Below are 13,250 nucleotides of genomic sequence, written 5' to 3'. Positions count from 1 at the left end.
AGCACACGACTTCCGTGTCGGGCAACTTCACCCGACACGATCACGACACGAGCCCCACGGGGCCGACAGGTTCGGGCAACGGCCCGGACGGTGTGGCTGGAGGCCACGTGGCGCCGAAAGGGCCACGCACATGGCTGAACAGGACCTCCCCACGACACCCGAGGGTGACGCCCCCACGCTGGACGTCGGCATCACGGAGTCCGCTCCGGCCGCCGCTCCCCGTCGCCGCCGCGCGACGAAGAAGGCCGCCGCGCCGGTGACGACGCCCGACCAGGGCACCAGGGGTGACGAGACCCCCGAGGTCCACGAGGCTCCCGAGGCGGACGCCCCGGTCAAGAAGGCCGCGAAGAAGACGGCGAAGAAGGCCGTGAAGAAGACGGCGAAGAAGGCCACCCGCGCCACGAAGGCGGCCGCCGCCCCCACGGCCGAGAGCGCGTCCACCGAGCCGGCTCCCGACCCCGAGGTCGTCGAGCCGGAGATTCTGGAACCCGCCGTCGGTCAGGCCGTCATCGACCCCGAGGCCGAGGTGGACGAGGACGTCGAGCAGGTCGTGGCGGAGCCCGCCGCGGCCGAGGCCCCCGCCGCACCGTCGTTCGGGCTGCTCTTCCAGGCTCCCGACGTCAGCGCCCCGCGCCGCCGTCGCGCCACATCTCCGGCGCAGGCCCCGACCGAGCGCCCCGCCCCGCCCGTGGCGCAGGAGCCGGCACCGGCCGACGACACCGACCAGCCGACCGCCGAGCGCACCGACGACGCGTCCGCCGACGACAGCCAGGACGGGGGCCGCCGCCGACGTCGCGGGGGTCGTGGCCGCCGTGGTCGCGGAGCCGGCGACAAGGCGGAGACGACCGACTCGGGCCCCGCCGAGGACACCGACGAGGGGGACGAGGCCGCCACCGCCGAGAACGGCGACACCGGCCCGGACGAGGCGTCCGACACCGAGGCGGGCGACGACGGCACGAGCCGCCGCCGTCGGCGCCGCCGCCGCTCCGGCTCGGCGGGTGAGAACGAGGACCCGCCCGGAACCGTGACCCGGGTCCGCGAGCCCCGCAAGGAGCGTGACGAGCCCACCGCCGTCAAGGGCTCCACCCGGCTCGAGGCCAAGAAGCAGCGCCGCCGCGAGGGCCGCGAGGCCGGTCGCCGACGCACGATCATCACCGAGGCGGAGTTCCTCGCCCGCCGCGAGTCGGTCGAGCGGATCATGGCCGTGCGCGGCAAGGGCGACAAGACCCAGATCGCCGTCCTCGAGGACGGGGTGCTCGTCGAGCACTACGTCTCCCGCGAGTCCAACGCGTCGATGGCCGGCAACGTCTACCTCGGTCGCGTGCAGAACGTCCTGCCCTCGATGGAGGCCGCCTTCGTCGACATCGGCAAGGGCCGCAACGCCGTGCTCTACGCCGGTGAGGTCAACTGGGACGCGGCCGGCCTCGAGCAGCACCAGGCCAAGCGCATCGAGAACGCCCTCGGCTCCGGCGACACGGTGCTCTGCCAGGTCACCAAGGACCCGATCGGGCACAAGGGCGCCCGGCTGACGAGCCAGATCTCGCTCCCGGGCCGCTACCTCGTCTACGTCCCCGAGGGGTCGATGACGGGCATCTCGCGCAAGCTCCCCGACACCGAGCGGGCGCGACTCAAGGCCATCCTCAAGGAGGTCGTCCCGGACTCCGCCGGCGTCATCGTGCGCACCGCGGCAGAGGGCGCCTCCGAGGAGGAGCTGCGCGCCGACGTCGAGCGCCTCACGAAGGCCTGGGACGCGATCCAGGCGAAGGCCAAGGCGGCCGCGAACAAGAAGGGCGGCAACGGGGGAGCGCCCGTGCTGCTGCACGGCGAGGCCGACCTCACCGTCCGCGTCATCCGCGACGTCTTCACCGAGGACTTCAGCCAGCTCATCGTCTCGGGCGACCAGGCGTGGAGCGAGGTCAGCGGCTACGTCGAGGACGTCGCACCCGACCTCGCCAGGCGCCTCACGCACTGGACCGCCGAGGAGGACCTGTTCACTCACCACCGCGTGGACGAGCAGATCGCCAAGGCGATGGACCGCAAGGTCTGGCTGCCCTCCGGTGGCTCGCTGGTCATCGACCGCACCGAGGCCATGACCGTGGTCGACGTCAACACCGGCAAGTTCGTCGGCTCCGGGGGCAACCTCGAGGAGACCGTCACCAAGAACAACATCGAGGCCGCCGAGGAGATCGTCCGTCAGCTCCGCCTGCGTGACATCGGCGGGATCATCGTCATCGACTTCATCGACATGGTCCTCGAGTCCAACCGCGACCTCGTCGTCCGGCGGCTCCTCGAGTGCCTGGGGCGTGACCGCACCAAGCACCAGGTCGCCGAGGTCACCTCGCTCGGTCTCGTCCAGATGACCCGCAAGCGGGTCGGCTCCGGCCTGATCGAGGTCTTCTCCGAGCCGTGCGAGCACTGCGCCGGCCGCGGCATCATCGTCCAGGCCGAGCCGGTCGACCGGTCCGAGGGCCAGGGCGGCGACTCCCACGGCCACAACGGCAACCACGGCAGCGACCGGGGCGCGGGATCCTCCGCCCGCGGCGGTCGCAGCCGTCGTGGCAAGGGCGAGCCCGCCCCTGCTTCGGCCCAGCGGGAGACCGCGGCCGAGGCACCGTCCACGCCGTCGGGCCCGACGGCCGCCCAGATCGCCGCCGCGGCCCACGCCGCAGCGATCAAGTCGATGTCGGGGGAGCCCGCCGACGACGACGTCGCCGACCTCAGCGATCCCGTCACCGACGAGACCACCTCGCCGCAGCCCGAGACCGAGCCTGGCGACGAGACCGGCACGCCCGAACAGGTCACGCCTGCCACGGCCGCCGAGGATCTGCCTTTCGCCGCCCCGGTCGAGCAGTCCGCGCCCGAGGCTCCCGCGCCTCCCGTCGAGGCCGAGCCCGCCCCGCTCGACCAGCCGGTCGTGCGGGCGCGGCGCAAGCGTGGCCGCGTGGTCGCACCGGCCGGCCCCCCGAAGGCCGCTGATTTGGAGCAGTCCGAGGGCGACCGCTAAACTCATCAGTCGGTGCGCCCACCGAGCCGATGTCCTGTGTCACTGGGGTAGCTGTTGGCCGGTCACCAGAGCGAGCGCATCCTGAACCGAAAGTGAGCACCACTGTGTACGCGATTGTTCGCGCAGGCGGTCGGCAGGAGAAGGTCTCCGTGGGAGACATTCTTCTGATCGACAAGATCGGCCAGGACGGCGACAGCATCGACCTGACCCCGCTTCTCGTCGTCGACGGCTCGACCGTCACCTCCGACGCCTCGAAGCTGGCGAAGGTCTCCGTCAAGGCTGAGGTCCTCAAGTCCGCCAAGGGCCCCAAGATCACGATCATGAAGTACAAGAACAAGACCGGTTACCGCAAGCGTCAGGGCCACCGCCAGCCGCTGACCCAGGTCAAGATCACCTCGATCGACGCCTGAGCGTCCCGTCCACAGACTCACGAAGGTAGGCAGACATGGCACACAAGAAGGGTGCGTCCTCGACCCGTAACGGTCGCGACAGCAACTCCCAGCGACTCGGCGTCAAGCGCTTCGGCGGCCAGCTCGTCAACGCGGGAGAGATCCTCGTCCGCCAGCGCGGCACGCACTTCCACCCCGGTGAGGGTGTCGGCCGCGGTGGCGACGACACGCTGTTCGCGCTCGTCGCGGGCAACGTCGAGTTCGGCACGCGGCGTCGCCGCAAGGTCGTCAACATCGTTCCCGTGGAGACCGTTTCCGCGTCGTGACCGCAGCGTCACCACCAAGGCGCCCGTATGCCGCGTGCTTCCCGCACGGCATACGGGCGCTTTTCGGTTCGCCGTAGACTTCCCCCGCACGCCAGCTTCGTCGAAAGAGGAACCCCCCATGGCCGTCAACTTCGTGGACCGCGTCGTCCTGCACGTCGCGGCCGGTGACGGTGGGCACGGGGTGGCGTCGGTCAAGCGAGAGAAGTTCAAGCCGCTCGGCGGCCCGGACGGCGGCAACGGCGGCAAGGGTGGCTCCGTCGTCCTCGCCGTCGACCCGCAGGTGACGACGCTGCTCGACTACCACCACACGCCGCACCGGCGCGCACCCAACGGCAAGCCGGGTGCCGGCGACGAGCGCAACGGTGGTGACGGCGCCGACCTCGTGCTGCCCGTCCCGGAGGGCACGGTCGTCAAGAACGCCGCGGGTGAGGTCCTCGCCGACCTCGTCGGCCACGACACGACGTTCGTCGTCGCCCAGGGTGGCCGCGGCGGGCTCGGCAACAAGGCACTCGCCTCCGCGCGGCGCGTGGCCCCCGGCTTCGCCCTGCTCGGTGAGCCCGGAGGGTCGCTCGAGATCGTCCTCGAGCTCAAGTCGCTCGCCGACGTCGCCCTCATCGGCTTCCCGAGCGCGGGCAAGTCCTCGCTCGTGTCGGTCGTGAGCGCGGCCAAGCCCAAGATCGCCGACTACCCCTTCACGACCCTCATCCCCAACCTCGGTGTCGTCACGGCCGGGGCGGCCCGCTTCACCATCGCCGACGTCCCGGGCCTCATCCCGGGTGCCAGCGAGGGCAAGGGGCTCGGCCTGGAGTTCCTGCGCCACGTCGAGCGCTGCTCGGTGCTCGTCCACGTCGTCGACTGCGCGACGCTGGAGCCGAACCGCGACCCGATGAGCGACCTCGACGTCATCGAGGCCGAGCTCGCGGCCTACGTGCCCGACAACAGCCTCGGCGGCCGGCCCCTGTCCGAGCGCACCCGCATCGTCGTCCTCAACAAGGCCGATGTGCCCGACGCGCGTGACCTGGCCGAGATGGTCAAGCCCGACCTCGAGGAGCGCGGGCTCGAGGTCCACATCGTCAGTGCCGTCGCCCACACCGGGCTCAAGGAGCTGACCTTCTCGCTCGCCAGGCACGTCGCGGCGGCCCGAGCCGAGATGGAGGCCCTCGTCGTCGAGCGGCCGCGCGCCGTCGTGCGGCCCAAGGCCGTCGACGACGCCGGCTTCACCGTCAAGCGCGAGAACACCTCCGACGGCGAGATCTTCCGGGTCCTCGGTGACCGGCCGACCCGCTGGATCCACCAGACCGACTTCTCCAACGACGAGGCCGTCGGCTACCTCGCCGACCGGCTCAGCCGCCTCGGCGTCGAGGAGCAGCTCTACAAGGCCGGGGCCGTCGCCGGGTCCACCGTGGTCATCGGTCCCGAGGAGAACTCGGTCGTCTTCGACTGGGAGCCGACCATGGCGGCCGGCGCCGAGCTGCTCACCGGCCCGCGCGGCACCGACCTGCGCCTCGGCGAGAACGACCGCAAGACCCGTGGCGAGAAGCGCAACGAGTTCCACGGCCGCAAGGACGCGCAGACCGCCGCGCGCGACCAGCTCGCGGCCGAGCGCAAGGCCGGGCACTGGGCCACGGTCCGCGGCGACGACTCCGACGACGAGTGAGCGGTGGGCACTGAGGCGCTGCTGCGCGCCGCCATCGGTGGGGCCCGTCGCGTCGTCGTCAAGGTCGGCTCGTCCTCGCTGACGGGCCCGGGCGGCGGGACGATCGACGACTCCCGCCTCGTCGCGCTCGTCGACCACCTCGCCGCGGTGCGGGCCCGCGGGGGAGAGGTCGTCCTCGTCTCCTCCGGTGCGATCGCCGCCGGCCTGGGGCCGCTGGGACTGACCGCGCGCCCGCGTGACCTCGCGACCCAGCAGGCCGCGGCCTCGGTCGGGCAGGGCGCCCTCGTCGCGGCGTACGCGCGGGCGTTCGCCGCCCACCAGCTCACGGTCGGCCAGGTGCTGCTCACCGCCGACGACGTCACCCGGCGCACCCACTACACCAACGCCCGTCGCACCCTGACCCGGCTGCTCGACCTCGGCATCGTCCCCGTGGTCAACGAGAACGACACGGTCGCCACTCACGAGATCCGATTCGGCGACAACGACCGCCTCGCCGCGCTGGTCTCGCACCTCGTCGGTGCCGACGCGCTCGTGCTGCTCACCGACATCGACGCGCTCTACGACGGTCCGCCGTCCCGCCCGGGGTCGAGCCGCATCTCGGCGGTGCTGTCACCGGCCGACCTCGACGGCGTCGAGATCGGCGGCACCGGCAGCTCGGTCGGCAGCGGAGGGATGGCCACCAAGGTGGAGTCGGCCGGCATCGCGGGGGCGGCCGGCATACCGACCGTCCTGTCCCGGCTCTCCGACGCCGGGCACGCGCTGGCCGGGGAGGACGTCGGCACGGTCTTCGCGCCCCGGTCCCGCTCGCGGGCCTCCCGCCAGCTGTGGATCGCGCACGCCACGACCCCGCGGGGCCGGCTCCTCGTCGACGCCGGTGCCGTCACGGCGCTCACGACGCGGCGCGTGTCGCTGCTGCCGGCCGGCATCGTCGAGGTGCAGGGCAGCTTCAGCGGCGGCGACCCGGTCGACGTGTGCGCTCCGGACGGTCGGGCCATCGCCAGAGGGCTCGTCAACTACTCCTCGAGCGAGCTGCCGCCGATGCTCGGCCGGACCACGCACGACCTGGCCCGGGACCTCGGTGCCGCGTACGAGCGCGAGGTCATCCACCGCGACGACCTCGTCATGCTCTGAGCCGAGCCACCCTCAGCTGAGGCGCTGGACCTCGAACTGCATGCGCGGGTGCGCGATCTCCTCCTGCGACTGCACGAGCTGGAGCTCGCGCCGGCCGGAGTCGAGCGTGCGCTGGAGCAGGTCGAAGACGCTCGACACCGTGCGGCCGAGGGCCACGCCGGCGTCACCGGTCTCGAGGAGGTGGGCGGTGAAGAGGGCGGCGGTGACGTCGCCGGAGCCGTTGGCCTTCATGGGCAGCTGCGGCGTCCGGACGATCCACGCGCCGTCGCCGTTCACGGCCAGCATCTCGATGGTGCCCTCGGGGCGGTCCGGGCGCAGCACCGAGGTGACGAGGACGGTCGAGGGGCCCATCTCTCGGGCCCGCTCGACGGAGGCGAGGGTGTCCTCGAGGCTCTCGGGCTGGGTCTCGGTGAGGAAGCCGAGCTCGAACTGGTTGGGCGTGATGAGGTCGGCCTGCGGGACCACGCGCTCGCGCAGCAGCACCGGGATGGCCGGGTGCACGAAGCAGCCCGAGGTCGCGTTGCCCATGACGGGGTCGCACGCGTAGATCGCCCCGGGGTTCGCGGCCTTGACCCGGGCGACGGCGTCGAGGATGACGTCGCCGATGGCCTCGCCGCCCTGGTAGCCCGACAGCACCGCGTCGATCTCCGGCATCGCGTCTCGCTCCTCGACCCCCGTGATGACCTCACGGACGTCGTCGGCGGCGAGCAGCGGGCCGCGCCAGGCGCCGTAGCCGGTGTGGTTGCTGAAGTTCACCGTGTGGACCGGCCACACCTCGACGCCGAGACGCTGCAGCGGGAAGACGGCCGCGCTGTTGCCGACGTGGCCGTAGGCGACCGAGGACTGGATGGAGAGGATCGTCGTCACGCCCGCCATCCTTCCACCACGCAGGGCCGGGATGAGATGCCCGTATGCCGCCCGCTGCCGCAACCTACGCTGGAGGCATGCCCGCGCCCGCCGCCGCTCCCGTCAGCACCGACGACGTCGCCCGCGTCGCCGACCTCGCTGCCCGCGCCCGGGTCGCGTCGCGGCGCCTGGCCCTGCTGAGCCGGGCCGACAAGGACGCCGCGCTGCGGGCGCTCGCCGACGCCCTCGACGCCGCGAGCGACGAGATCGTCGCCGCGAACGCCGAGGACGTCGAGCGCGGCCGGAGCTCCGGCATGGACGAGGGCCTCGTCGACCGCCTCACCCTGACCGGCGAGCGGCTCGCCTCGGTGGCCGGTGCCCTGCGCGACATCGCCGCCCTGCCCGACCCCGTCGGCGAGGTGGTGCGCGGCTCGACGCTCGCCAACGGCCTCGAGATCCGGCAGGTGCGCGTGCCGATGGGGGTGGTGGGGATGATCTACGAGGCTCGCCCCAACGTCACCGTCGACGCCGCCGGGCTGGCCCTCAAGTCGGGCAACGCCGTCATCCTCCGCGGCGGGTCCGCAGCCGAGTCGACCAACCGCGCCCTCGTCGCGACGATGCGCGCGGCCCTCGAGACGCAGGGCCTGCCCGCCGACGCGGTCGGACTGCTCGACGGCGGCCGCGATGCCGTGCGCGCGCTGCTCACCGCTCGCGGCCAGGTCGACCTCATCATCCCGCGCGGGGGAGCGGGCCTCATCCAGACCGTCGTCACCGAGTCGACCGTGCCGGTCATCGAGACCGGGGTCGGCAACTGCCACGTCTACGTCGACGCGGCCGCTGACCTCGACAAGGCGATCGCGATCGCGGTCAACGCCAAGACCCACCGGCCGAGTGTGTGCAACGCGGCCGAGTCGCTGCTCGTGCACGAGTCGCTCCGTGCGACCTTCCTGCCCCGGGTCCTCGCCGAGCTCTCCCGCGCCGGGGTGGTGCTGCACACCGACCCGCAGGCTGCGAAGGCGGCGGAGGCGGCCGGCATACCCCACGTCCCGGCGACGGAGGAGGACTGGGACACCGAGTACCTCGCGCTCGAGATGGCCGTCGCGGTGGTCCCGGACCTCGACGCCGCGCTGGAGCACGTGCACGCGCACTCCAGCGGCCACACGGAGGCGATCGTCACCGAGGACCGGGCGGCCGCGCGCCGCTTCACCACGGAGGTCGACGCCGCCGCGGTCATGGTCAACGCGTCGACCCGCTTCACCGACGGCGGCGAGTTCGGGTTCGGCGCCGAGATCGGCATCTCCACGCAGAAGCTGCACGCCCGCGGGCCGATGGCACTGCCCGAGCTGACGACGACCAAGTGGATCGTCGAGGGCGATGGGCAGGTCCGCTGACCGCCCGTCATCTCGCACTCGAGCTCCTGCCGGCTAGCGGCTGACCTGGAGCGTCGTGAGGATCTGCTCGCACATGCTCCGCGAGCGCGCGATCTCGCCGCCGACCGGGCACAGCACCATGAACGTGGAACCGACCGCGGTGCGAGCCCGCCCGCCCACGAGGATCGCGTCCTGCCCCTGCTGCTCGTCGGGGTCGAGCCGGGTGGCGGGAAGTCCGTCGACGGTGACCGGCCTGCTTCCGGGCACGGTGACCGCGGGGTCGACGAGGGCGTCGACCGGGCTGCCCTCGACCGGGTTCGGCTGCAGGAAGGCCACCGTGGCGGCCTCCACCTCGGTCATGTCGGGGGAGGTCACGCGCAGGCAGTCACCCTCGTCGGCGGCGCACGGGGTGGTGCTCCACGTCGCCGGGATGGTGAAGGTCAGCGACCCGCCGGGCGTGCGGGCGGAGGTCATCGGTGGCTGCACGTCGTCGGCGCGCAGTACCTTCCAGCCGGTGAGGCAGACGACGGCGAGCAGCAGCACACCGAGACCGGCCAGACCGCGGTCCCTCACGGCCGGTGCGCGCGGTTCTGGGAGTCCAGCGAGTCGTGCGCGACGAAGTACGTCGGCCGGGCCTGCATCGCGCCGTACATCCGCCCGACGTACTCGCCGAGGATTCCCAGGGCGAGGAGCTGCACCGCTCCCATCGCTGCGACGATGACGACGGTGGAGGTCCACCCGGGCAGGGCGTGCCCGAGCAGACGGGCGATCACGGCATACACGAGGACGCCGAGCGCGGCGAGACCGCCGATCAGCCCCAGCCACGTCGCGAAGCGCAGGGGCGTGAGCGAGAAGCCGGTGACCGAGTCGACCGAGAGCCGCAGCATCTTCGCGAGCGGGTACTTGGAGGTCCCCGCCGCGCGGACCTCGCGGGTGTAGCCGACGGAGGCGGAGGGGAAGCCGAGCGCCGGCACGACGAACCGCAGGACGCGGTTGTGCTCCGGCAGCGAGTTCACGGCGTCGACGGTGGCGCGCGACATGAGGCGGTAGTCGCCGGCGTCCACGGGGGCGTCGATGTCGGCCAGCCGGCGGATCGTGCGGTAGAACATCCCGGCCGAGTGGCGCTTGAAGGCCGTGTCGGTCGAGCGGTCCTCCCGCACGCCGTAGACGACGTCGACCTCGCGCTCGCGCGCCACGCGAAGCATCTCGGCGATGACCTCCGGGGGGTCCTGGAGGTCGGCGTCGAGCGTGACGACGTAGTCGCCCCTGGCGCGCCGCAGCCCGGCCGAGATCGCGGCCTGGTGCCCGGAGTTGGCGCGCAGCCGGACGACCCGCAGCTCGGGCCACTCGCGCCGCAGGCGCTCGAGCAGGACCGGGGTGGCGTCGCTGCTGCCGTCGTCCACCGCCACCACCTCGTATGCCGTCCGGAGCCCGTCCGCGAGGGGGCGAAGGCGCTCGACGAGGAGGGGCAGGACGGCCTCCTCGTTGAACATCGGCACGACGATGCTCAGCGTGATCGGGGAGGAGGGCGCAGACATGGGCCCCAGCGTAATCGGCGGCGTCGGCGCAGCGAGCCACCGAAGGCCCCCGACGTATGAGGTCGGGGGCCTTCGGCGCTGGGGAACAGTCCCTCTGTGTGAGCCGGTCGTTCCCGACGGGCGAACCCGCCGAGGGGGCCACGCGACAGTGGCGTCGTCCCGGCTGGACCGGGGCGAACTTCGACTCTGGCCGTCGGCCGCGGTGCGCCCCGCGATGCCGCTCGCGTCAGGGGTCTCCCCCAGCCGGTCCCGTCGCCGGGGCCGAGGCACGTCCGTTCTCCTTCGACCTGACGTCCACCCCGGGCCTCGAGCGAGCTCGAACGGTTCCGGAGCGGATGTCCGTGGGGTCCTGTCTAGTGCTCAGAGGGGTTGCGACGCAACAGGAACGGGTAGTTTCTCGCCGAGCGGCTCGCCCCGCGCGTGTCGTCCACAGGTGCGGTCCCGTCGCCACGCTCCCGTGCACAGCCCTGTGGACGGCGTCGGTGGACAACGGTGGCGGTAGGCTGCACCCCATGACGTCGCACGCTGCTCGTGTCCTCGCCGCCGAGGAGGCCGCCCTCAGGGAGCTGCCGATGCCCCCGTGGGCCTTCGGCGTCCTCGCCCTGGCCGCCTTCGGGCTGCTCCTCCTGGTGCTGTGGACCTTCCGCGGGACCGCGCAGCGGCACACGCCACCCACGGAGCACAACGACCACCACTCGACGGACCTGGCCCACGCCCACGGCGGCACGATGCACGACAAGGGCCAGCACTGAGCGCAGACCGACGACGCCGCCTGGGCGTGATGGGTGGGACGTTCGACCCCATCCACCACGGGCACCTCGTCGCCGCCTCCGAGGTCCAGTCGCTCTTCGACCTCGACGAGGTCATCTTCGTCCCGACCGGGCAGCCGTGGCAGAAGGCCGAGAGGGTCGTCAGCGAGGCCGAGCACCGCTACCTCATGACCGTCATCGCCACCGCCTCCAACCCCCGCTTCCAGGTGAGCCGCGTCGACGTCGACCGTGCCGGCCCCACCTACACGATCGACACCCTGCGCGACCTGCGCCGGCTGCGCCCGGACGACGAGCTGTTCTTCATCACCGGCGCCGACGCCCTGGCCCAGATCCTGTCGTGGAAGGACGTCGACGAGCTCTGGGACCTCGCCCACTTCATCGGGGTCACGCGCCCCGGCTACGAGCTGTCCGAGTCGGGCCTGCCGCAGGACGGAGTCACCCTCCAGGAGGTGCCAGCCATGGCGATCAGCTCGACCGACTGCCGCGAGCGGGTCGCCGACGGCGAGCCGGTCTGGTACCTCGTGCCCGACGGCGTCGTCCAGTACATCAACAAACACCACCTGTATGCCGGTGGACCGGGTGCGTCGTCCGACGCACCCGCCACTGCGGACGAGGAGTCCCGTGCCAGCCACTGACCGTTCCCTCGAGCTCGCTCGCGCCGCCGCCCACGCGGCCGCCGAGAAGCTCGCCACCACCATCGTGGGCATCGACGTGAGCGAGCAGCTCGCGATCACCGACATCTTCGTCATCGCCTCCGCCGAGACCGAGCGCCAGGTCGGCGCCATCGTCGACGAGGTCGAGGACTCGCTGCGGGAGATGGGCTCCAAGCCCGTCCGCCGCGAGGGCCAGCGCGACGGTCGCTGGGTGCTCATCGACTTCGGTGACATCGTCGTGCACGTGCAGCACGACGACGAGCGCGAGTACTACGAGCTCGAGCGCCTCTGGAAGGACTGCCCCGAGGTCGACCTGGGTGCCGTCGGCACCGAGCAGGGCGGCCGGTGACCCTCGGGCCCCACGCCCGCGTCATGGCCAAGGACTCCCCGCGCCGCCTCATCGTCCTGCGCCACGGTGAGACCACCCACAACGCCGCCGGCATCTGGCAGGGCCAGCTCGACTCGCCGTTGTCCGCACGGGGTGTCGAGCAGGCCGCGGCGGCTGCCCGCGCGGTCGCGGCGTTCGGCCCGACGCGCGTGGTCGCCTCCGACCTGTCCCGCGCGCGGGTGACGGGCGAGACCGTGGCGCGCGTGGACGGCATACCGTTCTCGACCGACGAGCGGTTCCGTGAGATCCACGCGGGGGCGTGGCAGGGGCTGACCGGTGAGCAGGTGCGCGCCGGCTACCCCGAGGACATGGACCGGCTCCTCGAGGGCGAGGACTTCAAACGGGGTGGCCACGGCGAGTCCGTGGCCGACGTCGCGGCTCGGTGCCGCTCCGGCGTGGACGCGCTGCTCGACGAGCTCGACGCGGGGGAGTGCGTGGTCATCGCCACGCACGGCGTCTCGGGCCGCGCGCTGGCCGCCGACCTCGTCGGCCTGGACCAGCGGACCGCGTGGATCGCGCTCGGTGGCCTGGGCAACTGCCACTGGGCCGAGCTCGTCGAGGGCCGGGCCGGCTGGCGCATCCAGACCTGGAACCAGTCGGCGGCAACGGCTTCGGCACGTGACGACGGCGTGGCCTGACCCCGATTTGGTCGCTCGGTCGGGCCCGTCGTAGACTTTCGCCGTCGCCTTCGGGGGACGTCCCACCGGGGCAACTCGGGGCATTGGCGCAGTTGGTAGCGCGCTTCCATGGCATGGAAGAGGTCAGGAGTTCGAATCTCCTATGCTCCACCCAGAACAGGACCGGACACCTCGCGTGTCCGGTCCTTCGTCGTTCCGGCGCCAGCGGCCGGTCAGGCGCCGCGGGGCGCGTACATGATGACGGCGACGCCGACGAGGCAGACCAGTGCGCCGCCGATGTCCCAGCGGTCGGGGCGGAAGCCGTCGGCGACCACGCCCCACAGCAGCGAGCCGGCCACGAACACCCCGCCGTATGCCGCGAGGATGCGTCCGAAGTTCGCGTCCGGCTGGAGCGTGGCGACGAAGCCGTAGAGACCCAGGGCGATCACACCGGCTCCCACCCACAGCCAGCCCCGGGAGGTGAGGTCACCGGTCGGGGGTTGGGTGACGAGTCGGGACCCCGAGGGGAGGCGACTCGTCACACCACCCCCGAACGGTCCC

General features: G+C 72.4%; 14 protein-coding genes and 1 tRNA gene. 11 read left to right on the top strand and 4 right to left on the bottom strand.

The window, feature by feature from the left end; translation table 11 throughout:
* The first annotated feature begins 130 nt into the window (after positions 1 to 130).
* The 5 genes from ACOJV9_RS14020 to proB all read left to right on the top strand — a co-directional run bounded on the left by ACOJV9_RS14020 (position 131) and on the right by proB (position 6,507).
* A complete protein-coding gene (locus ACOJV9_RS14020; RefSeq protein WP_420185835.1) occupies positions 131 to 3,004 on the top strand; it encodes an Rne/Rng family ribonuclease in 2,874 nt (957 codons plus the stop codon).
* A 104-nt stretch (positions 3,005 to 3,108) separates the two neighbouring features.
* Positions 3,109 to 3,414 carry a 50S ribosomal protein L21 gene (rplU, locus tag ACOJV9_RS14015; RefSeq protein ID WP_420185860.1) on the top strand — a complete coding sequence of 102 codons (306 nt, stop codon included), beginning with the start codon at positions 3,109 to 3,111 and terminating at the stop codon, positions 3,412 to 3,414.
* A 35-nt stretch (positions 3,415 to 3,449) separates the two neighbouring features.
* Positions 3,450 to 3,719: a 50S ribosomal protein L27 gene (gene rpmA, locus ACOJV9_RS14010; protein WP_420185834.1), complete on the top strand. Its 270-nt coding sequence runs from the start codon at positions 3,450 to 3,452 to the stop codon at positions 3,717 to 3,719.
* A 118-nt stretch (positions 3,720 to 3,837) separates the two neighbouring features.
* Positions 3,838 to 5,376, top strand: a complete 1,539-nt coding sequence (gene obgE / locus ACOJV9_RS14005; RefSeq protein WP_420185833.1) for a GTPase ObgE — start codon at positions 3,838 to 3,840, stop codon at positions 5,374 to 5,376.
* Positions 5,377 to 5,379: 3 nt separating this feature from the next.
* Entirely contained in the window at positions 5,380 to 6,507 is a 1,128-nt protein-coding gene (gene proB, locus ACOJV9_RS14000) for a glutamate 5-kinase (RefSeq protein WP_420185832.1), read from the top strand.
* A 12-nt stretch (positions 6,508 to 6,519) separates the two neighbouring features.
* On the opposite strand, the gene pdxY is transcribed toward proB, so the two are convergent.
* Complete coding sequence (gene pdxY, locus ACOJV9_RS13995) at positions 6,520 to 7,374, bottom strand: pyridoxal kinase PdxY (protein WP_420185831.1); 855 nt, start codon at positions 7,372 to 7,374, stop codon at positions 6,520 to 6,522.
* A 77-nt stretch (positions 7,375 to 7,451) separates the two neighbouring features.
* Between pdxY and ACOJV9_RS13990 the strand changes: the two genes are divergently transcribed.
* Complete coding sequence (locus ACOJV9_RS13990; RefSeq protein WP_420185830.1) at positions 7,452 to 8,744, top strand: glutamate-5-semialdehyde dehydrogenase; 1,293 nt, start codon at positions 7,452 to 7,454, stop codon at positions 8,742 to 8,744.
* Between the two features lie 33 nt (positions 8,745 to 8,777).
* Here the strand turns inward: ACOJV9_RS13990 and ACOJV9_RS13985 are convergent, their stop codons facing one another.
* Together ACOJV9_RS13985 and ACOJV9_RS13980 are read right to left on the bottom strand one after the other, a co-directional pair.
* Positions 8,778 to 9,296, bottom strand: a complete 519-nt coding sequence (locus tag ACOJV9_RS13985) for a hypothetical protein (RefSeq protein WP_420185829.1) — start codon at positions 9,294 to 9,296, stop codon at positions 8,778 to 8,780.
* A complete protein-coding gene (locus tag ACOJV9_RS13980; RefSeq protein WP_420185828.1) occupies positions 9,293 to 10,261 on the bottom strand; it encodes a glycosyltransferase family 2 protein in 969 nt (322 codons plus the stop codon). The genes ACOJV9_RS13985 and ACOJV9_RS13980 overlap by 4 nt, the downstream gene beginning before the upstream one ends.
* 512 nt (positions 10,262 to 10,773) lie before the next feature.
* Here ACOJV9_RS13980 and ACOJV9_RS13975 point away from each other — a divergent pair.
* The 5 genes from ACOJV9_RS13975 to ACOJV9_RS13955 all read left to right on the top strand — a co-directional run bounded on the left by ACOJV9_RS13975 (position 10,774) and on the right by ACOJV9_RS13955 (position 12,860).
* Entirely contained in the window at positions 10,774 to 11,013 is a 240-nt protein-coding gene (locus tag ACOJV9_RS13975; RefSeq protein ID WP_420185827.1) for a hypothetical protein, read from the top strand.
* Complete coding sequence (nadD, locus tag ACOJV9_RS13970; protein ID WP_420185859.1) at positions 11,010 to 11,666, top strand: nicotinate-nucleotide adenylyltransferase; 657 nt, start codon at positions 11,010 to 11,012, stop codon at positions 11,664 to 11,666. Before ACOJV9_RS13975 ends, nadD begins: the two co-directional genes overlap by 4 nt.
* Positions 11,653 to 12,033, top strand: a complete 381-nt coding sequence (rsfS, locus tag ACOJV9_RS13965; protein WP_035940111.1) for a ribosome silencing factor — start codon at positions 11,653 to 11,655, stop codon at positions 12,031 to 12,033. The genes nadD and rsfS overlap by 14 nt, the downstream gene beginning before the upstream one ends.
* The gene (locus tag ACOJV9_RS13960) at positions 12,030 to 12,710 is read left to right on the top strand and encodes a histidine phosphatase family protein (protein WP_420185826.1); all 681 of its coding nucleotides are present in this window, start codon (positions 12,030 to 12,032) and stop codon (positions 12,708 to 12,710) included. Before rsfS ends, ACOJV9_RS13960 begins: the two co-directional genes overlap by 4 nt.
* Before the next feature lie 77 nt (positions 12,711 to 12,787).
* A tRNA-Ala gene (locus ACOJV9_RS13955) sits at positions 12,788 to 12,860 on the top strand.
* 62 nt (positions 12,861 to 12,922) lie between these two features.
* Here ACOJV9_RS13955 and ACOJV9_RS13950 read toward each other — a convergent pair.
* Positions 12,923 to 13,231 carry a YnfA family protein gene (locus ACOJV9_RS13950; protein WP_420185825.1) on the bottom strand — a complete coding sequence of 103 codons (309 nt, stop codon included), beginning with the start codon at positions 13,229 to 13,231 and terminating at the stop codon, positions 12,923 to 12,925.
* Positions 13,232 to 13,250 lie beyond the last annotated feature (19 nt).

It is taken from the genome of Knoellia terrae (assembly GCF_048606435.1).
GTDB lineage: Bacteria > Actinomycetota > Actinomycetes > Actinomycetales > Dermatophilaceae > Knoellia > Knoellia terrae.
Note: the sequence above shows the minus strand (reverse complement) of the source record. Positions and strands in the feature narration are given on the sequence as shown.

What these genes read in the sequence shown, in the direction of transcription:
- ACOJV9_RS13990 (WP_420185830.1), top strand. Translation starts at nt 7,452, where the DNA reads ATGCCCGCGCCCGCCGCCGCTCCCGTCAGCACCGACGACGTCGCCCGC.
- rpmA (WP_420185834.1), top strand. Translation starts at nt 3,450, where the DNA reads ATGGCACACAAGAAGGGTGCGTCCTCGACCCGTAACGGTCGCGACAGC.
- ACOJV9_RS13980 (WP_420185828.1), bottom strand. Translation starts at nt 10,261, where the DNA reads ATGTCTGCGCCCTCCTCCCCGATCACGCTGAGCATCGTCGTGCCGATG.
- ACOJV9_RS14020 (WP_420185835.1), top strand. Translation starts at nt 131, where the DNA reads ATGGCTGAACAGGACCTCCCCACGACACCCGAGGGTGACGCCCCCACG.
- obgE (WP_420185833.1), top strand. Translation starts at nt 3,838, where the DNA reads ATGGCCGTCAACTTCGTGGACCGCGTCGTCCTGCACGTCGCGGCCGGT.
- ACOJV9_RS13975 (WP_420185827.1), top strand. Translation starts at nt 10,774, where the DNA reads ATGACGTCGCACGCTGCTCGTGTCCTCGCCGCCGAGGAGGCCGCCCTC.